Annotated in this window: 22 protein-coding genes; 12 read left to right on the top strand and 10 right to left on the bottom strand. The window is 34.0% G+C overall.

Going from position 1 to position 19483, the window contains the following annotated elements:
• Positions 1–246: 246 nt before the first annotated feature.
• The 4 genes from MHH66_RS28070 to MHH66_RS28055 all read left to right on the top strand — a co-directional run bounded on the left by MHH66_RS28070 (position 247) and on the right by MHH66_RS28055 (position 4992).
• On the top strand, positions 247–1476 hold the full coding sequence (locus MHH66_RS28070) for a hypothetical protein (RefSeq protein WP_078185693.1): 1230 nt from the start codon (positions 247–249) through the stop codon (positions 1474–1476).
• Positions 1477–2122: 646 nt separating this feature from the next.
• Positions 2123–2632 (top strand): MerR family transcriptional regulator, encoded by a 510-nt coding sequence (locus MHH66_RS28065; RefSeq protein WP_078185692.1) that lies wholly within the window; start codon positions 2123–2125, stop codon positions 2630–2632.
• A 687-nt stretch (positions 2633–3319) separates the two neighbouring features.
• Positions 3320–4546: a ParM/StbA family protein gene (locus MHH66_RS28060; RefSeq protein WP_078185691.1), complete on the top strand. Its 1227-nt coding sequence runs from the start codon at positions 3320–3322 to the stop codon at positions 4544–4546.
• The gene (locus MHH66_RS28055) at positions 4543–4992 is read left to right on the top strand and encodes a hypothetical protein (protein WP_078185690.1); all 450 of its coding nucleotides are present in this window, start codon (positions 4543–4545) and stop codon (positions 4990–4992) included. The genes MHH66_RS28060 and MHH66_RS28055 overlap by 4 nt, the downstream gene beginning before the upstream one ends.
• Positions 4993–5711: 719 nt before the next feature.
• Here the strand turns inward: MHH66_RS28055 and MHH66_RS28050 are convergent.
• The 3 genes from MHH66_RS28050 to MHH66_RS28040 are packed head-to-tail and all read right to left on the bottom strand — an operon-like array spanning position 5712 to position 6682.
• Positions 5712–6008 carry a hypothetical protein gene (locus tag MHH66_RS28050; RefSeq protein WP_078185689.1) on the bottom strand — a complete coding sequence of 99 codons (297 nt, stop codon included), beginning with the start codon at positions 6006–6008 and terminating at the stop codon, positions 5712–5714.
• 45 nt (positions 6009–6053) lie between these two features.
• Positions 6054–6383, bottom strand: coding sequence for a restriction endonuclease (locus MHH66_RS28045; RefSeq protein ID WP_078185688.1), 330 nt, complete (start codon positions 6381–6383; stop codon positions 6054–6056).
• A 38-nt stretch (positions 6384–6421) separates the two neighbouring features.
• The gene (locus tag MHH66_RS28040; RefSeq protein WP_078185687.1) at positions 6422–6682 is read right to left on the bottom strand and encodes a hypothetical protein; all 261 of its coding nucleotides are present in this window, start codon (positions 6680–6682) and stop codon (positions 6422–6424) included.
• 258 nt (positions 6683–6940) lie between these two features.
• Between MHH66_RS28040 and mobQ the strand changes: the two genes are divergently transcribed.
• Together mobQ and MHH66_RS28030 are read left to right on the top strand one after the other, a co-directional pair.
• Positions 6941–9790: a MobQ family relaxase gene (gene mobQ / locus MHH66_RS28035; protein ID WP_078185686.1), complete on the top strand. Its 2850-nt coding sequence runs from the start codon at positions 6941–6943 to the stop codon at positions 9788–9790.
• A 9-nt stretch (positions 9791–9799) separates the two neighbouring features.
• Complete coding sequence (locus tag MHH66_RS28030; protein ID WP_078185685.1) at positions 9800–10459, top strand: hypothetical protein; 660 nt, start codon at positions 9800–9802, stop codon at positions 10457–10459.
• 34 nt (positions 10460–10493) lie between these two features.
• Here the strand turns inward: MHH66_RS28030 and MHH66_RS28025 are convergent, their stop codons facing one another.
• Together MHH66_RS28025 and MHH66_RS28020 are read right to left on the bottom strand one after the other, a co-directional pair.
• Positions 10494–10640 carry a hypothetical protein gene (locus MHH66_RS28025; protein ID WP_000698019.1) on the bottom strand — a complete coding sequence of 49 codons (147 nt, stop codon included), beginning with the start codon at positions 10638–10640 and terminating at the stop codon, positions 10494–10496.
• 14 nt (positions 10641–10654) lie between these two features.
• Positions 10655–11701 (bottom strand): hypothetical protein, encoded by a 1047-nt coding sequence (locus MHH66_RS28020; RefSeq protein ID WP_078185684.1) that lies wholly within the window; start codon positions 11699–11701, stop codon positions 10655–10657.
• A gap of 296 nt (positions 11702–11997) precedes the next feature.
• Between MHH66_RS28020 and MHH66_RS28015 the strand changes: the two genes are divergently transcribed.
• The 4 genes from MHH66_RS28015 to MHH66_RS28000 all read left to right on the top strand — a co-directional run bounded on the left by MHH66_RS28015 (position 11998) and on the right by MHH66_RS28000 (position 14320).
• Positions 11998–12294 (top strand): hypothetical protein, encoded by a 297-nt coding sequence (locus MHH66_RS28015; protein WP_000085122.1) that lies wholly within the window; start codon positions 11998–12000, stop codon positions 12292–12294.
• A gap of 1 nt (position 12295) precedes the next feature.
• Positions 12296–12481 (top strand): hypothetical protein, encoded by a 186-nt coding sequence (locus MHH66_RS28010; RefSeq protein ID WP_078185683.1) that lies wholly within the window; start codon positions 12296–12298, stop codon positions 12479–12481.
• A gap of 101 nt (positions 12482–12582) precedes the next feature.
• Entirely contained in the window at positions 12583–13764 is a 1182-nt protein-coding gene (locus MHH66_RS28005; protein WP_078185682.1) for an FtsK/SpoIIIE domain-containing protein, read from the top strand.
• Positions 13703–14320: a replication-relaxation family protein gene (locus MHH66_RS28000; RefSeq protein WP_078185681.1), complete on the top strand. Its 618-nt coding sequence runs from the start codon at positions 13703–13705 to the stop codon at positions 14318–14320. Before MHH66_RS28005 ends, MHH66_RS28000 begins: the two co-directional genes overlap by 62 nt.
• Positions 14321–14337: 17 nt before the next feature.
• On the opposite strand, the gene MHH66_RS27995 is transcribed toward MHH66_RS28000, so the two are convergent.
• From MHH66_RS27995 to MHH66_RS27975, 4 genes are all read right to left on the bottom strand, one after another.
• The gene (locus tag MHH66_RS27995) at positions 14338–14562 is read right to left on the bottom strand and encodes a helix-turn-helix domain-containing protein (RefSeq protein ID WP_016112081.1); all 225 of its coding nucleotides are present in this window, start codon (positions 14560–14562) and stop codon (positions 14338–14340) included.
• A gap of 859 nt (positions 14563–15421) precedes the next feature.
• Positions 15422–15643, bottom strand: a complete 222-nt coding sequence (locus MHH66_RS27990; RefSeq protein ID WP_065486452.1) for a hypothetical protein — start codon at positions 15641–15643, stop codon at positions 15422–15424.
• A 236-nt stretch (positions 15644–15879) separates the two neighbouring features.
• Entirely contained in the window at positions 15880–16134 is a 255-nt protein-coding gene (locus tag MHH66_RS27985) for a hypothetical protein (RefSeq protein ID WP_340868150.1), read from the bottom strand.
• 457 nt (positions 16135–16591) lie between these two features.
• The gene (locus tag MHH66_RS27975; RefSeq protein WP_078185679.1) at positions 16592–16819 is read right to left on the bottom strand and encodes a helix-turn-helix domain-containing protein; all 228 of its coding nucleotides are present in this window, start codon (positions 16817–16819) and stop codon (positions 16592–16594) included.
• Positions 16820–17220: 401 nt separating this feature from the next.
• Between MHH66_RS27975 and MHH66_RS27970 the strand changes: the two genes are divergently transcribed.
• Positions 17221–17400, top strand: a complete 180-nt coding sequence (locus tag MHH66_RS27970; RefSeq protein WP_234803749.1) for a hypothetical protein — start codon at positions 17221–17223, stop codon at positions 17398–17400.
• Positions 17401–17731: 331 nt separating this feature from the next.
• Here MHH66_RS27970 and MHH66_RS27965 read toward each other — a convergent pair whose 3' ends face one another.
• On the bottom strand, positions 17732–18280 hold the full coding sequence (locus tag MHH66_RS27965) for a hypothetical protein (protein ID WP_078185678.1): 549 nt from the start codon (positions 18278–18280) through the stop codon (positions 17732–17734).
• 241 nt (positions 18281–18521) lie between these two features.
• Here MHH66_RS27965 and MHH66_RS27960 point away from each other — a divergent pair, with 241 nt between their 5' ends.
• Complete coding sequence (locus tag MHH66_RS27960; RefSeq protein WP_165689478.1) at positions 18522–19115, top strand: methyltransferase; 594 nt, start codon at positions 18522–18524, stop codon at positions 19113–19115.
• Positions 19116–19483: the final 368 nt, after the last annotated feature.

Genomic DNA, 19483 nt, shown 5'->3' with positions numbered 1-19483 from the left:
TATTATTATAATCAAAGAAAAAACAGAAAAAAAACCCACCGCACAGTTATTAATTGGTTCAGGTCGGCAAACTCGATACCAATTAATAACTCCAAAAGATAGGGTTTTAATTCACACTATAAGTATATGTGGTTCTTTTTTATGTCATACTTGATATTAAAATTATACCATAATACACATACAATGTGAATATAAAACCTCCTATTTTTCCGTAAATTTGCGGTGGAAAAAATAGGAGGTTTTTTTATGGTAACTAGTTTTGAAACCCTAAGTGCTAATGATTTCACTAACAATATTCAATTAGAAACAAAAACTTTAAAAACAAACATGAAATTTAGTAAAAAAAATCAAAAATCAAAATACCTCATGCATGGGCCAAAGTTCTTTGATGAGCTTCGTATATATTTAATCAAGAATAACGAACTTGGTGAATATGCTTTACCTTCATCTGCATTAGCTACTCTTATTTTACTTCACTTTAAGGTGAATGATTTAGGACGACTTCCTCGTGATTTTAAATTATCTACTATCGCGAACGAATCTGATATTCCCTATTCAACTATTCATACAGGTTTTCAAGCTTTGCTTCATTCTGGGGCTGTTAGAGAAATTTTTATTAACGGGAAAATTCCAGTGTATGAAATTTGCAACTATGCAAGATTCAATCGTACAGCAAAAGAAACAAAAGATAATGATGGGAAACTTTCATATTTTCGAATTCCTCATGCATTATTAGAGACTTCTATTTTAAAAGAGTTAGTTTCCCATCGTGACAGCAAAGGTATTATTGAATTTTTAGGATTATGTACCCACTTTACTCATCAATTTAAAAATAGTAAAAATTCCATTGAAGATTATTCTTGTGTTCGTAACATGGACGGCTTAAAGAAACGTTTAGGACGCAATGCGAAAAAGGTGCGAAACTACTTAAAAATCATCTCGCCAATTTTTAAATTTGATGCTGCTATACAAAAGGTGCGAAACCCACGTAAAGGACGGATAGCTCGCATACGTGAAAAAATCCAACAAATCGTTATCACTCAATTTACGGTTAGCATGAATCCTGCATGTGTGATTGAAAATGACCGAGCTGAAATTAAGCAAACTGAAGCTAAAATGCGTAAAGAAGCAACAGCCCGTCTTGAATCCATTGGCATAGCATTAACCAATAAAGATCGTAAAGACATTGTTGTTTCTTATAAAGGAGAAGTATCACGAATCGCTACATATATTAAAAACAAACAACTTCGTGATGATTTTATGACTTATACCATGAGTTATGCAATGGATCAATGTGAAAGTTTCTTAACACTTGGAGAAAAAATAAAATCAATCGGTGGCATGATACGAGCAAAACTGCGTGAATCGTTTATTCCATGGGCGGAACGATATTTAGACGATGATACACGTCATGCACTTGTACTGGAACTCGTTTCTCATGATATTGATGTACCTGATGCATTCAAACTTACTTAAATTTTAAAAATGAATAGATTATGAGCCTTGTTCAAAAAAATCACTAAGGACAGGGCTATTTGTCATGTTGAAATAAAATAGACAATCTTTCTATTACCCTATAATTCTAACAAACAGTAGGTTTGATTTTCCTTCCCCTACTGTTTTTTGTACTTCCATATACTAGATTACGTCTAAATACTTGTGGAATTGTTAGTAATTTATTAATTAAATTGTGTAAACCTTAATACATTTTTATAAAACTTGTGTGAAACTGGATAGTTTGTAGTTGTAGTTATGGATAAGTTAGTATTTCGATTCAATTTTTTAGTCAATTTATCTAACCTTAGAGCGACAAGAGTTTCCAAGCTTTTCTTTTCATCTATATAGTATTTGTATCTTTTATATTATTATTGAAACTTTTATATAGTGATTGAAATTATTACTTAATAAATGAATCTATACATAAACAAATGAAAAATTAATAAAAAGCGTATTTTTCATACATTTAAAATTTCATAGAAAATTTTGACAAACCTCGTAAATAGAATTAAAACTTTTAGGGAAATTCAACTAGTTTTAGCGAAGCACAAGGGTTTTCATAAATCCCTTAGAATTGCTACAGCAACTGACTTAATCTCTAAAAATTTAATTAGGAGTTGATTGTATGAGTCACGTAATCTCATTACAACGTCCACAACGTCTATTAAACAGTTCGGACGTTGTAAACAAGCTAAACATACCCCCAAGCACATTGCGGACATACACGGCGCATTTCAGACGTTTGGGCCATACATTCCAGAAAAAGAATGGCCGAATATGGTATTCAACCCGTGATGTAGAGCTATTTACAAAAATGATGGAATTACATACACAAGGTTTTGGGACAATTCCTGAATGTGTTTACAACGTTGTAAACAGTTCAAACAATAGTGAGGACACAATGGACAACTTTGACAGTCAAAACAAACAAATTAAACAACCTCAGGACACCTCTTCACCAATTGACACAGTAGATGAGATAGCAAGGATCAGGAAAGAAATGGAGGAATTGCGGAAATATGTCGATGAAAGCATAAAAAAACGAGATGAGTTGTTGCTACAAACACTACGGGAAGTATTAGATTCTAAACAAAAGAAGCAAAAAAAGAAACGCTGGTGGCAATTCTGGAAGTAAGCCAACCATCCCCAACCCCTTCCAAGCTTGGAAGGGAATCGCTCGGCGCTAGCCAGGCAAACAGGTTTGGAAGACCTTCAAACCTATTTGCATAGGTTCAAGCGTTTGGGATAGGCAAATCTGTCCATTCCTTATCCTCCCTCGAAAAGAACGCTCAGTCCGGTATCATGGACAGATACAATGTGTATTCCACCACTGTTTGATTGTGGGAACCGATGATTTTAAAAAAAGGAAACTCGAAATATAGCTTAGAGTTTCCTTTTTTTCTTTTTAATTAGTAAGGTAAAGGGCTGTATTCTGAATTATCCGTTCTAAAATCACAATACCGACCAACGATCCCGATTTTATTACGATTACCTTATAAGTCTTATCTTTTAAAACGCAGAAATAATGTATTTAAACCATATGAAAAATATACATATTATATATTTAATTTATATATCATCCCCTTTTAGGGTTTTGTACACTTTATTCATATACAATTTATATATTAAATATATGAATTGCATATGAAAAATAAATAAAAAGTGTATATCGGTATGTTTTTGGTTAAAGATAAAATATTTTTAATACAAAAAATATATATAAAATATATGAAATAAATGCGTGCTTTATTGAAATCTAAAGGCGGATGGTTTAAAATATAAAAAACGTATAAAAATTATATGAAAAGGGTGGTTTTTGAATATGATGATGAGAACAGTCGCTGATATCGGAAATAGTGAATTGAAAATGGTGATTAATGGTGGAAAGGTAATCAAACTACCAGATGTAAATAAGCGTGTATTTGGCCGCGTGACAAATAAAGAAGGAAGTTTGCAACAAAGTGTAACTAATTTAATGAATGAGATTTGTGTTCATGTAACAAGTGATGCAATTGAACGTGATGGAAAATTCTATGTAGGATATCGTGCTGCACATTCAAATGGTAAGCCTGATGCCCTTGATATTGAATTGGGAGATAAATATAAACGAGATATACCAGTGGTTAATGTTCTATCTGTTATGGCAACAAAAGCGGTTCAAACGATTTATGAAGAAGTAGGAGAATTATCAAAAAGTATAGAGGTACCTGCATCACTAATATTAGCCATTCCAGCTTCTGAATATGAAGGAAAGAAAGCTCGTTTCCTAGAAAGCCGTTTTAAAGAAAATGTGCATATTGTGATCGTGTACGTGGGTGAAGAAAAAGTAACAGTGCAAATCGAATTTGAAACTGTAAAAGTAACTCGTGAAGGTATTCCAGCTTTATATGCCATCTTTGAAGGGAATCAAGATATGTTCGATGACTTTAATAAGTTGTATAAAAAAGAAACAGATAGTAAAGAAAATGATAAAGAGGTTAAAAAAAGAAAAGCTAATCTATTGGTAGAGGAAAAAGTAAATGGTGAATATTTTAAAAATAAAAAAATTCTGCACGCTGATATTGGAGATGGTACCTCTGAATACATTTTTTCGAAGGGTTTAAACCCTGTTCCAGACGCTTGTTGGGGAGAAAAAAGAGGGATTGGTCATGCAATAGAGGGAGCAATTAAATTGTTGCAAGAAGAATATGAGGGTGGCGTAGATATCAATCGTCAACAATTCAGTGAATTAGTTACTGATCCTAATGATAAAAAACATGATAAGGCTGTAGAATTTTTAGAAGAAACTCGTTATATGCAAGCTCAAGGGATTTATGATGATATCGAAAAAGCATATGTTTATAAAACAGCTAGCCAAGCTGAAGTTCTCGCGGTTTACGGAGGAGGAAGCATTGCGCTAAAAGAAGATTTGTATAAAAAAGCATTTGAGTTTTGTGAAGTAAATGATATGCAATTACTGTGGATTTCACCAACTTATGCAACAGAAATGAATGTTAGAGGTATGGAGATTTTAAGTAAGAAATTGGCTTCTAAGGTGGCTAAGAAATGAGTAAACAGAAACAGAGAGAACAATACAATTGGAATTTTAAAAAAGAGACAAATCCCAAATTTTATGATTGGCTCAATGCACAAACGAATCTATCTGAATCGTTAATTACGTTAGTTTTACATTTTGTAGATCAGTACGGAATAGATGATGTAACAGATTATGAAGTATCGAAGAAAATGCAAAGAGATCTGTTCATGAAGGAAAAGTTTTATCAAGACATTTCAGCGTTGCTAGAAAACGCGAATATAAATAATTTTCATCAAAACAAGAATGTTCCAATTGCTGAAGTAAAGGAACAAAAAGTCGAGAAAGAAGAAAAGCATATTGAGAAAGTGGATATGAGCGAGAAAGTAAAAGCACAACAAGAATCAGAGTCAATTGAAGAGAAACAAAAAGCTAATGCTTATTTGGATGACGTTGATGAGAGTACAATATTTGGCGATTAGTTCAAGATGATAATTTTCGGGAATTGATAATTAATTTTTAGCATTTTGTACAATAGAAAGGGAGAGATGAAATGTATATAGAATTGGATTTCGTCATGCAATATTTAGATCATAAGAAGATGCCTTGTACGTTTGTGCTGTAAGGTGGGAAGTCGGTAAAGGGAATTATAGATGGGAGAGATACCTATACTATTTTTGTTCAAACAGAAGAAAAGACGCATTGTTTGTTTAAAGGCTCCATTATAGATATTATTCCAGCGGAGAAATTAGATTTGAAAGAAATTAAAGATATCACCTTTGAATGGAATCAAGAACAAATGAAGAAAAAACAAATGAGCCCCAAAAAATAATGTCAGTAAAAAATCCCTGTTCGTAGAAACGAAATTCTAAGACAGGGATTTTTCTTGTTGTATGGCTTTTATTCTCATAATTGTTGTGAGGTATGCTAAATCTTCTAAATAGCAATATTCACAAATTTTTTTGTTGGAAAACTGAAGTGAGGAGATTTTAATTTTGTGCATTTCTTCTTTATCCGAATGCTTGAACTCAGCGGCGGATTTTTTGATTTTACGTAACGTACTATAACTTAGGTGTTCAACTATATTATTGCATTTCATACAATATTTCATTGAACATCACGTTCCAATAGGAAACTTTTTATTTGAATCAAGGGAAGTCCTTCTTTCACTAAAAATTTTAAAAATGAAGAGAGGATTTCATCACTTATTGTGATAAGATATCTCTCTAAATACAGTTTGAAATTTACCTTTTTCTTCATCCCATTTTCTCTTACTCATAATGAGATAACGAACATAATTATTGTCGGATTTATTGTGAGCTGATATCATTATTTCATCTTTTTTGCTATAGCAAGATATATCATGTATTCTCCACGTCTTTTGCAAGTCAAATGAAGAATGTTTCAGATTTTCACAAGCTTGTTCTAGGTTACTTGCTTGGATGAATGAAAGTGTACTATCAAACATATTTAACACAACGTACGTTGTCAGATGCATGAAAATAATAATCCCCCTTTGTATGAGTATAGTTACTTAGAAGGTCTACAGAGCTACAGAAGAATGTTTGGAAACAGTATTGTTATTTTCATCTTCAGATGAAATATATTTTATTTGTTGTGCGCTAGAAAATAAATTCTCAATTTTTTCATTAACACGAATAGAAATTGATTCAAATAATACTTCTCGTTCTTCGATAGATAGATGCTCAATATTGAAATATTTTTCTGTTAGTTCACCAGTATCTTTACACAGCTTCTCTCTTTTTTTCTTTTCCTCAAGTTTCACTTTTCTTTTTAATTCTTGTTTTGCTTTTTTGAGTTGTTCTTCCTTTTCTAAAAGTATTTTTAATTTTTCTACGGTTTTATTACTCATGTAATCTACCACCTTTTATAAATTACTTTGTTAACCTACTAAGTATTTTCTTTTTTATGAAAACGATTAGGCATATTTGCTTTGATGTAATTAGAAAATATTTTAAATACTTCCTCTCGATCTTCAATTGTCATGTGGTACATATCGAAGTATTTTTCGCATAACGCACCTGTTTCTATTAATCGTTTCGTTCGTTTTTTTCTATCATGTTGCTTATCTTGAAATTGCAATTCTCGTTTTGTGATCTTTAAGTACTCTAATTCTCGTTCAATCTTTTTTAACTCTGTTTCATGTTTCATTTTTTATCACCTGAATTTCAGTAGATAGAAAAACTATGTACATCAATTATAATTTGTGTGGATAATAAAATCAATAAAAATAATTCAGAAAATTATAGAAAGAAAGAAGAAAAGATGGTAAAATATTCACTGTAAGGAACGTACAGTGCGCACTTACACAAACTTTCAGTTTGTACGTTTTACCAACCGAAATACATCGGTTGTTCCCTACGGGGTTTGTATAGTGGAAGTATCAAATTTGAGGAGGTGAGCTAGGATATGGCGATTTATCATTTAAAGGTAAAAACAATTTCAAGAAAGAAACAACAAAATGTAGTAGCGAGTGCTGCGTATCGAAGTGGTGAAGCATTGTATTGTGAACGAACAAAAGAAACCAAATACTACTCTCGTACCGTGCAACCTGAGACGCATATCCTAGCACCTTCTGAAGCACCATCATGGGTTTTTCGTCGTCAAGATTTATGGAATGAAGTAGAACGTTTTGAAAAAAGAGGAAACAGTCGATTAGCAAGAGAAGTGGTTGTAGCAATCCCGAATGAATTGTCAGAAGAACAACAACGAGAACTTGTTTTAACGTTTACACATGATACATTTGTACAACAAGGCATGATTGCTGATGTTGCCATTCACCGAGATGATAAAAATAATCCTCATGCCCACATTTTATTGACAACTCGTGAGATTTCTCAGGATGGATTTGTGAAAAAGAAAAATAGAGATTGGGATAAGAAAGAAAATCTACTTGCATGGAGAGAAGCATGGGCGAAGTATGCAAATTTGTCTTTAGAAAAAGAAAATGTACAAGAGAGAATTGACCATCGTTCTTACGAAGAACGAGGAATTGAGTTGTTACCAACAAAGCATATCGGTTATAAAGAACATCAGTTAGAGAAACGTGGGATTCGTACAGAAACAGGAGAATATAATCGTCGTGTGCAAGCCTATAATCAGCGTCTCATTTCCTTACAAGAAAAGAGACAATCGCTCGTTAAAGAACAACAAAAGAAAGAAACAGATTCGATTTCAAAAGTAGAGATATCCGTAAAAGGATATGTCGATCTTAATAAAAAAATCGAGCTTGTTACGAAACAACAAGAACGTTTACAAGATAGTAAATCGAAACAGAAATTACATTCTTATACATGGTTAAAAGAGCAAATTGAAACATCCGCTTATCGACAGTTAGAAGAGAAAAATCTGCACGTATATATTCAAGAACAACCAATGGAATTACAAGGTGAATATTCGGTTCGCATGTATGAAAAAATGAAAGAATTGCAAACAGAAGATATGGTGTCACTTGTAGAAGCGGTCGAGCGTGACATGGTTATGGAAAAGGTTGAAAGTCATCTGAAGCAATCTGTAACTTATGAACGTCTACAATCTCATGTAGTCCTGTTAGATCGTTGGGAAAAGAGTATGCAAAAACAGCAGAATGATGGACGTATTTCGGATACTCGTTTTGTGTCAAATATGAATATATTAGAAGCACAAAGAGAGGATACGAAACAAGCCATTCAGTGGTATGAATTGCAAGCGATGTCCTATCTTTCTCGCCAAGGATACAGCGTATATCTTCGTGATTGGAAGGAAGAAAAACACCCAGAAATTGCGATTCAATTGTTAGAAGAAATGAAACAATCGCCTTCACTTTCTATGGGCATGATTGTGCAAAGAGTGAAAGAAAATGAAGTGCTATCAGAAGCGGGAAAAATTATCAGAAAAGAAGTAACCATTGATGCCATTGATAAGCGTAGAAAGCAACTTCATAAATGGAAAGTGGCGGAACAAAAACAAAAACGTTCGGAACGTGTGGAACACATTATTGAGCAAGCAAAAGTGTTAGTGAAAGCTCGTAAGATTTTAGTAGAACGTTGTGAACAAGAGTTGAAACAATATCCGAAAACACAAGGGGTTATTCAATCATTAGGGATGACAGAAAATAGCCCTGTTATGAGTAAGTGGTTAAGCTGGAAACAAGAGACGGGAAGAGATGTAACAGAAGAAGAAAGTATATCTTATGTAACAAAACTTTCGCTACAGCAAAAAGAAGAAAAGATGTTACAGGAAGCCAAACAAGTATTACGGAAAGAAGTAACCTATCACAATGTGTCTGTGGCTATTGACCAGTTGCAAGAACAATTAACGAATACACCAATTAAGATCATATTAGATGAAGCTAGAACAAAAAGAATGGCATATGAACTTGCGATTGAACGAGCAGGTGAGTATCAAAAACTTTCTTCAAAGTGGAGAAAAACAAGTTCTCATCAATATCAATTAGAGAAATTAAAAACGTGGTTAACTCAAAAAGGAATTGATGTAAATAACCTAGCATATAGTTTACAACGAATGAAGTGGAATGTAGGGAAAATAGAGAAAGAAGCGCTTCGGAAAGAACGGATAGCGGAAGTGCAATTACCACTTATTCAACAAGCGAAAAAGGTATTGGAAGAACAAGCGATTCGTTATGTGGGAGAAACATATCCAGAGCTGAAAGACTTGTATACCCATCGTCATTTACTGAGTCAAAAAGAGCGACAAGTATTGGTTCAAATGAAACTGTGGAATGAAGAAAGTGGCACGGTGTATGATTTTGTGAATCGTCAAGGGAACTTGGAAGACCTACAAGATAAAATTATTCGTAAAAAATTGCATGTGAAGCAAAGTATTTCGCATGTATCAGCGGTGGTACAAAAATTTGCGAAAGTACACCAGGCAGAACAAGTCTTAGCACAAGCAGAAGAAGAGAAGAAAGAGTTAGAAACAAAAGGGAATACGTTCAAGCGAGTGGTACTACGAGATCAAACATTACTCAAAGAGTATCAGGCTGTACAGGAGCGTATTGAAAAGGCGAAAGAGGTTCTACAACTCAAGCAAGAGTTAGTCAAAGAAAATGGGGAAGCACGCCAAGCAGAGTTGGAAGAACTGAAGTTGTCGTATCATCAATTCCAAGAGAAAGAAAATCGTTTAGATGGTTTACTGGAAGTATCAGATATTCTGGAGCGTACGCGTCAAAAAATGCGTCAAGAAGCAAAAGAAAGAGAATATGAGCATCAACAAGAAATCAGAAGGCAAAAAATGAAACATAGAGGTTTAGAACTATAGAAGGAAAGGGTGAATAGCTTGAAACAGACAAAGGTGTTATATAGTGTCATCGGTGCTTTACTCCTTGTAGTGGGAGTTATGGTCGGAATCATCGTAGCCAAAAGCGGTGATTCCTCTCCTACGGAACAAGTAGCAAAACAGGAAGTGCAACAAACTTCTCAAAAGAAAGAGCAAAAAAAGAAATTAACAGCTGATGATGTAAAAGTCGTGGAGCAACGCACGAAAGAATATTTAGATCATTATTTATTTAAAAAAGATAGTAGGATATCGGATGAAACGGTACGTGGGATACAACAGAAATATTTAACGAAGCGTGTTCAAGAAGAATTATTGCCGAAGTATTCGTACCTTGCAGACTGGAGGGCCGCAACTAAAGAAGGGAATATACAAACTTTTCAAGTATTAGATACATACAGTCAAATCGATCAGCCAAATCAAACAATCACGACATATGTGAAATATAGTAAGCCTGCTACTGTGTATGGGCAAATGGTAGATATTGAATTTTGGATAGAGTGGATAGAGGAAAATAAAGAATGGCGTATCAATAGTAGTTCGAATTGGACTAATCGTTCTACAGGAGAAATGCTTCCCGAAGCAAAATCAATTTCCAATAATAAACGAACAATTGGAGAAGATGGGAGAGATATTCGCTTTGAAACCAAATAAAAAAGCGGTATGAAAATACCGTTTTTTTATTTGGTTAAATTCCTTTGCCGTGACCATATTGAATAAGAATTTTATTTGATTTTTGATCAATTCCTAGTTCTTGATTATGGTCGTTGGGTAAACCGAATGATAATAATCCAATACTCATTATTGTTAATATAGTAAATTTTAATATTTTCATTTTATTACCTCCCATTAATTAAGTGATTTTTTGGTAGTATAACTTTTATAAAAGAATTCGTTAGATTTTTCAGGGTTTTTTTGGTTTAAATAACGAATTGCTAATTCATCACTATAGAATTGAATGTCTTTCCATAGTCTATGCGGTTCTAGATATTCTATAGCGGTTGTTATGATATCTTCTAATTCTTCTAACGGTTTATTTTCAATGAAAGCCATGAGGATATTATAATGCTGTGTATATAGCTTATCACAGAAAGGCAAGCCTTTCTGTAATAAAAATAACGCTTGTGTGTGGTTATTTGATTTGTAATATTCACGAGCTAAAAGAAACATTGTTTTATAGTCTTTTTCATTTTCAAAAGAGTTCAAAAGGTGCTCTATAGCCAGATTAGGGCGGTTTTGTTCAGAATACAATAACCCTAAATTGTAAGTTACTTTTAAAACGCATTGTTGTAGATTGTGATTTTTGAACGTGTTAAGTGATGAAAGTAAATATTCTTCAGCCAATTGCCATTTTTCTAATGTTGTATAGGACATGCCTAGAGTGTTTTCGCAGGCAGCTATTTTTATTTCGTATTCATTATATTGAGAAAATAAATTAAGACTACTATTACTATGATGAATCGCTAATATAGGATCATCTAGATAGTAATAGTAAAGAGAGGCGCGATAATTAAATTCTGCAATTTCGCATTCGTCATCAATATATTTTAGTAATTCTTTGGCATTATCAAAATAATATTGAGCTTGTTGATAATCTCCAGTATTTGTACGGTGTATGAATTTGAAAAAATGATAATAATAGTTCAATTTAAAATCACTATCAAACTGTGAGATATTTAGTTCTAAATCACTTTGATAATCCTCTAATAGTATTAAGTACCTATAACGAAATAATAAGTATAACGTAGCTATTGGAGAAGCTGTTTTGGAAAAGGATACGTTAATTGAAGTGTAGTATTTTTCAGCTTCTTTTACATGTTGTTTTCGAATTAATGAATACCACTTTTCTAATTCGATTACTAATTGGTTGTTAGAACTAGATTGCATTAAATTCATTATGAGTCTCCTTTTTTAATTTTTAAGTCTTATTATTTTAACATAAAAATAATAATTATAATATTGAGAAAATTTAAAACTGTTATCGTTTAAAATTTCAACATGAAGAGTTAACATTTTTTAGTTATCTTATGGCAGATAAGAACAATTTTCTTATCATTAGATCTGTGAATGGCCCGAAAAAGCATTAATCGTTGCCGTGGGTCTAGTATTTATTTTTTGTACAACTTTAGTTTTCTTCTACTCCCTCATATGTATCTAAAGAACCTAGAATTTTATATGGATGGTGAGGATGTATGAGTCAATATCAAATGTTGTACAGCACACCGTATCTCTATTCTTCTCGTACATTGCAACAAATGTACAAAAGTACAAGAAAAGAAGAGGATGTAACAGCGATACAGGAGCACATGCTACGTCATGACGTGTATCTGGACCGACAGTACCGAGGTTATTATTATTTAAGTCAAAAAATTGAAGAAGATTTATATGATGATGAACATCCTGTCTCTTGGAATGAGTTATTAGAAGATTATCAGTTGTTTAAGGATTCCCAAGGGAATTTATCCATTCAACCGAAAGGATGGCGATAACATGACCATTGTAGGCGAATTAGGGGTTGTATATGGCGTGACAGGTGCAACCGTTATGGGTATTAAATTGCTGAAAAGAAAAGGGCTTCACCTTCCCGATTGGGTGCTACGTGCGGGTCTTAAATGCTTGTTGATTGGCACGGTCTGGTATGTGCTACGTGATATGCTCGATGTATTTCTACGCTAGTATTTCATCGGGTAGTTGAAGGGAGCTGTCGCAATGCATGGAAACAACTTCTTTCTTATGTACTACATAACCCCAACTACCTCTAGGGAGGTATGGAGTTTATGTTTTCGCTTTTGGTAATTCCAGTTACTTTTTTAACAGTAGCGTATTTTTTTAAGGGAAAAGAGCTAAGTGATAAAAAGAAAATCAAAGCGTTTTTTGAAATCACGAAAGTGTGTGTACAGCATAAAGGAGAAATGCAGTACCCCGTATTTTTGAAACAAACAGAGGATGATATTAGTACAACATTTGTCTATCGGCTGCCATTAGGTGTGCCGAGTCAGCTCATACAGAAGTTAGCGCAAGTATTAGAGGAAGGGCTGTATAAACCCGTCATGATTTCCTTTCAACGACGGGAGCTGTTTATACGGGTATTCCAGCAATGTATTCCTGAAAAATGGCATTGGTCCAATGAATTGTTACGAGAGAAGACATGGAACGTCATCATTGGAAGAGCGTTAGATCGAATGATTTATCATGATTTTGAAAAAACACCGCATATGTGCGTGAGTGGGATGACTCGTTTTGGCAAGACAGGTTTTCTCAAAAATATTATGACCAGCTTAATTTTACAGCAATCCAATCATGTAAAACTATATGTCATTGACTTAAAAGAAGGTTTAGAGTTTAGTCCCTATGGGGACTTATTACAGGTAGAAGAAGTGGCGGAGAATCCCATGCAAGCATTTGATATGTTGAATCGTATCCGTGAAAAGATGGTAGAACAGGTAGTACGCATGAAAGAATCTTATTTTACCAACATTGTAGATACACCAATCAAAGAACGCTATTTCATTATAGTTGATGAATCAGCGAACTTGTGCCCAACACAGGGATTGCCAAAACAAAAGAGAGATATGCTCTATATGTGTCAAGAAATGTTATCGGAAATAGCGAGGATTGGCGGAGCATTGGGGTTTCGACTGATTTTTTGCACCCAATACCCGACTTCTGATACCTTACCAAGACAGATTAAACAAAATAGTGATGCGAAGATTGGATTCCGCTTACCGACCGTAGTGGCTTCACAAGTGGCGATAGATGAAAGTGGATTAGAAGAACTTCCATCCATACCAGGGCGAGCGCTTTTCAAAACAGATCGTGTAGAAGAAATTCAAGTGCCTTATCTGTCCAATAAGGAAATGTGGAATGCATTAAAACAGTATAAGGTGGTGAAACAAATTGAAACATCAAAAACTGAAACAAAAAGCGAGACACATCGAGATTTTATCGAGTTTAAGTAAATTGGAATTTGCGTCTAGACGACAGTTGCAAGCCATTCATTGTCTAGGTAGCATTCGGAATGCCAATCGTATTCTGAAGGATTTACGCTCCTACTGTCATGTGACTTCGCACAACCGAGAGTATGTGTATTATCTCAATAAAAAAGGGATGGCACTACTCGGCATACAGGCAAAAGAAAGAAAAAAGAAGCATCAATTAGAACATATTTTATTGCGAAATGAAGCATGGATGTGGCTAGATTTTCCTGACTGGAAGACAGAGCAAGTCATCACTCTGCGCTATCAAGGGGAAGAAAAAACAATTGTTCCAGACGCATTTTTCACAAAAGACAATGTTCCTCACTTTGTAGAAGTAGACCGGCTACAGCATATGAAAGTGAATGAAAAGAAAATACAGTATTATGCTTATTTAACTAACATTTATCAGAAGCAACAACAAATTAAGCCCATCATCATCTTCTGTACGATATCTGACTGTAGGGAAAAGCAATTAATGAATTATGCTATGAAATATGGCGTATATATGCAAACATACCTACTACAGGATGTCGTATAAACAATTGTGTAATTTCTCTAAGCCCAAAAATCAGTGTAATCAACATTTTTTCCTGTTAATTTACGAAGAGCCCTAAGTATCTTACTAGCGTTTTTAGCGGTTGGAGAAACACTACTTATATTACAAACGCGACTAAGTGTAGCTTCTTTTACACCGCTTACTTTAGCTACTTCAATTTGTTTGAGATCATGAGCATCTATAAATTTTCCTAACTTAGAACGGGGCTTTTTAAACCAAGGCATTGGGGCCACCAGCTTTCTTTTAATTTATTAATAGTAACTTGTCCATAAATTTCATTTTTTAAACTTAAAAAAATAGAATAATAAAACAAGTAAGGCATATATTATTAATAAAAGTGAATGAAATATGTAATTATTTTGTGGAATATAGCATACATATTAATAGCTACAAGTTGCGACTACACTGAAGTATAAATTGCAACTTGTTGTAAAGGGTATGCTAGTAAAATAAAAAAGCGAAAACTCTTACTCTCGCAAGGGGTTTCGCTTTTTGTATGAAGTGAGGGATTGGAGATGGTTAAAAAGAAAAATAATAATTTCACGTACTATAATGTAAAAGCATGTAAAATAAGAGAGAACCATCTCAAATAAGGGGTTTTCTCTGTCATCCTATCGATATTTGCTGTATAATAAGGAAGATCAATTAATATGACTTCCAATATGCGGAGTTTAACATGTTTCACTTTTTTCATAGTAGCTTCAACAAAAATCAAAATCCCTATGGATAGCAGGCACACAATACTGACGTTGTATTGTATGCCTGCTCTTTTTTTAGTATAGGTAAGGCGTAGCGAAGCACACAGTCTTGGCAACGGAATGGCTATAGAATAAGAGAGTAGTCGCGAGGTGTGTAAAGGGAATCCCCTTGAGAGTCACATGCATGTTTCATGCGATTCCAAGGGGATTTTGTGTAGGAACACATGATGAATTTTCCAGTATTCCTCTATATGAGTATATGATATAATCAAGGGGTTCCGTATATTCCATTATATTGAATACCCATAACAAATGCCTACAAGCAGGGGGCATTTGTTTCGATTTTTCCCTTCAGGTAAGCTAACGACCTGAAGGGTTTTTATCGTTAGAAAAGGGACAGTTGGATGGGTTCATGTTCTTCTTTTTCTTGATTTGTACAAGAGATATGTCGATTGTATCCCTTCCCTAATCTTCGCTGCATTTCATCATCTAGTAATTGAATCGCACGCTCTTGTGAGGCTGTATACATGACTACTTCTTGTGTCGGGTATATTTCTCCACTTGGTGCTACGATGGTATAAGAAAGTGTATAGGCACTAATTTTCAAAAAAACGCCTCCTTATTGCGCATAATAGTGAAAGCAATAGAATACATACGTGATGAGGACACCTACAAATATGATACCGTATAATTTTAATCCGATCAGTGCGCGTTTAGAAAAAATAGATAATCCTTTTTTTAGAAATGTAAATAAAACACCAGCCAAGAATAAGACAACAGAACCACTTATGAGAAAACTAATCAATATTTTCACCTCTTTTTTTGTGTATGCTGTATGATTGGTTATAGTTCTTCCAAATCTGTTTCCATCATGTATACAGGTGCAACGTGTTCTTGTTCCAGCAAGGTTTGCAACGGTTGTTGGAGTTCAAATCCATCTCCCGACTCAGCCAGCAGAAAAGACTTTGAAAAGTTGTTTCCATCCACAGAATAGCTCACATCAAATAGGTACATACTCACTGTGCCACTTTTTACAGGATTTGAATGGAATGGGTTTATATTGCTCATGTCGAACAACTTGGCGTCCATCAATTCCAAGTTGGAAAAAGGATTCCATTTCAGAAATATCTACCATACTAATATGTTCAAGTACCTTTACAATGTATCCTGTTACTTGCAGAGAAAGTTATGACGGTAAGAAAATGTTACATAATCCCCAACGTTAATTTTGTTAATGCTTCCATTAGAAGCCATAGTAGACACCTCCCATCACGTACGTGATTGTGAATAGAATAATAGGTGCAAGAAAAGTACCGAAAAAGTATAGTTGAGACTCGTTACAACCATCAATTCCAAACTATTCACACAGTGCGTAATATTTGGTAAGTAGCTTATTTTTTTGCGTCTGAGGTGTCTGTTGTGGTCTTTCAGAATGTGATACAATAGCTTCATCATTTTTAATTTGTAAAGCGTTTGACATATTTGTCATCCTTTCTGAATGGAAATGATATTGTGGAAAGTCCTCGCAGTCTTGGTGGGTGCTGAGGGCTTTCTATTACCTTCTTTTTTCTTTACCATAAAGACGTTCCATCGCTTCAACAGTGAATAAATATTCTCCACGTTTGTTTCCGGGTTTCAGGAAATATTTAATTAATCCTTGTGTTTTTAACTCGTCGATTATAGAACTATTTTTAATCCGCATTCGTAAGGTGGATTCGTTAATATTCCATCGATAGCTTGCTTCGTTAGTGGTCATAACATCTTGTAGTTTCATGTCATTCATGTGCATCTCCTATATGTTGTAAAGGTCTAATGTCCTCTTTTTCCTATATTATAGGTCTATTGTAATGACTTATAAGTCAATTGTGAATTGATATTTTCAAAAAATTATATTTTTAATTGAACGAACTTGAATATCGAGATAAAATAATGCAATGTGACAAAATGTTCAAACAGAAATGGAGAGAGGCATCGCATGTATCCCAAATGGATTGACAAAATGGCATTTTCAAAAGCACATCAAGAGTTATTAATTCAGTTGTATAGAAAGCAAATCACACGAAGAGAATATGATTCTTTGGTGAATGAGCTATATGTTTTAGAAACAAAGGGGATCTCAAAATAAAACATAAAAAAATTATTTTGAGAGGTTTTTGATATGGAAATAGAATGGAGTGAACTGTAATGAGGGGCAATAAAAAAGAAGAGCAAATACAGAAATTCATACTTATGCAAGAAGAAATCCGGCTATGGATTCAATATGTATTTCAGCAATGGGAGAGCAAGAAACAGGAACAGTGCAATTCATTTCCCGAATTAGCGTATATAGAGACAGTAGCATTTGAAAGCTCAGAAGCATATTAAGAAATACAAAGACTTTCTGTAGAATTGATGCGAGACATGACAACCTATAAAAGAGAGAAGTTGTTGGTACAAGTAACGGAATTGCATCAGCATATGCAAAGCATTGTGTCAGCTGTCCTAGAAACGATACAAAAATATTCTGTATCCTAATATAGAGCGATATCTCATTTGAAAAAGTGTTGTAAGTGAACAGTACGTAATAAAAAAGAGTAGCTAATAATGGCTACTCAAAATGGAATACATATTATGGATGATTAACAGTGTTCTCATATAAGTTGTACTTTATACAAAAGGTTAAGAAAATTATAGGTGTGTGCATCCTTTGTCTGTTTTATTTTAAACATGCTGTTTCGATTTGAATGGAAAATTGATATTGCTCGTGTGATTCTTCTTCTAACAGAGTAGCAAGGGCTTGTAATTGGTGAATGACTTTCTGTTTTGATTTACGACCTGTATAGTGGATATGAAAGGATTCTGGAATAGAAGACTCTATCGGTGCTGACGGAATTGTTGTCGGTTCAGTTTCTGGCATTACGGGTACTTCTTGTATGGGAATGGTTGGTGGAAGTATTTGCGTTTGAGCTAGTTCGGTGGAATGAGTATATTGTAGATTGCTAGGTGTATCTTCTTTGGGAGTAGTCTCTTCTTTCCCTTTTCCTTTTCGTTTTGCCTGCATGTGCCCTTGGGTTGTAATTTCATGTTTTTTATACAAATCATAGAGTTTATTTTTATAGGTTCCTAATCCTTCTAAGATTTCTTTGATTGAAAAGTGCTCTTTCCAATATTGTAGTCGCATCTTTTGTTCTTCCACAGGTAGTGCTTCTAAAGAAGCCAATGGCAAGAATGTGTTGAGTTCCTCAATTTTTACGATTTCTGTCAATGAAAATCACTCCTCTTAAAAATTGATATGGTGTACAAATTCTATATGAGAACAAAATCTCCTTTGGAAAAGAATGGGTGAGTCGAAAATTAAAAATCTTTTCTTATAGCGCACGAAATATATTGTGAAATTTCAGAATATTTACTTTTAATTTATTTCCTGCTGTGATATGATGTTTCCAACCCTTTCGTATGACATGATTTGACACGTTTCGCAAATAAAAAGGGAAAAGAGGAGGAATATAAGTATGAAACGATATAAGGTAATCAGTGCTACAGCTTTAGCAGCGATGTTAGTAACAGGTTCATCTACATTCGTATTTGCTGCAGAAAAAGAAACGACCACGCAACAAGTCGTAGAAGCATCTCATGTATTCTCACCCCATTTTATTGAACAAACGAAAAATCTAGATGCTATTCCTATGAATAATCTCGATAAAGCGGTTCAAGCTGCTTTGTTAGGACCTGAAATAAAAAAATTAAAAGTATTTGACCATGAATTTAATGTGAAACCAGCTTACATTTCGAAACTAGGCAATCAAACTATCGTAAATGGTCAAATTTCACATCATTTAAGTTTTCGTTTAGATGATCAAGTCTATTATCGCTTTGTAAAAGAAGATGGGGTAATCAAAAATTTAGAAATTAAAATCGATCGTGGTGGATGGACAAAAATTACAGCACCTATTGGTGCAATCATTGCTCAATATTTTGGCGTTCCGATTACACCAGATCTCCTATCACAAATTGGCCAACAATTAGGAGCTTTAACAGATGGAAAATGGGAATATGCTTCGGAAGCGATTGTTGCCGCAATTGGTTTATATGTAGAATAAACGGTATTAATTTCTTTTATATTATTTCATAACAAAAAGGTGGGTTTTACCCAAAAACTACTTGCTTGTTTCTCATATAGTTCGAAAAGTGTGGAATGGAGATATGCAAAGTTACATATGACAAACGCTCCATCAATCGTATAAGATAAAGCAAATATGGCAAAAAGAAAAAGTTTCAAAGGGGAGGAATTGAGATGTCAATTGCAATCGCAGTCTTAACATTCATTGGAGGAGTTGCTCCATTAGTTACACAATTGTTAAAAGCATTTATGTAGTTTATCGTTTCTAACATGTTGAAAACGTGATAGAATATGATTGTCTGTTATTTGTTTTGGTTCTGGTGCAAATAAAGGATATATCCCAAAGAA

Origin of the sequence: Bacillus sp. FSL H8-0492 (assembly GCF_038006145.1) — a bacterium.
GTDB classification, from domain to species: Bacteria; Bacillota; Bacilli; order Bacillales; family Bacillaceae_G; genus Bacillus_A; species Bacillus_A mycoides.
This window is presented reverse-complemented; position numbering and strand designations above follow the sequence as displayed.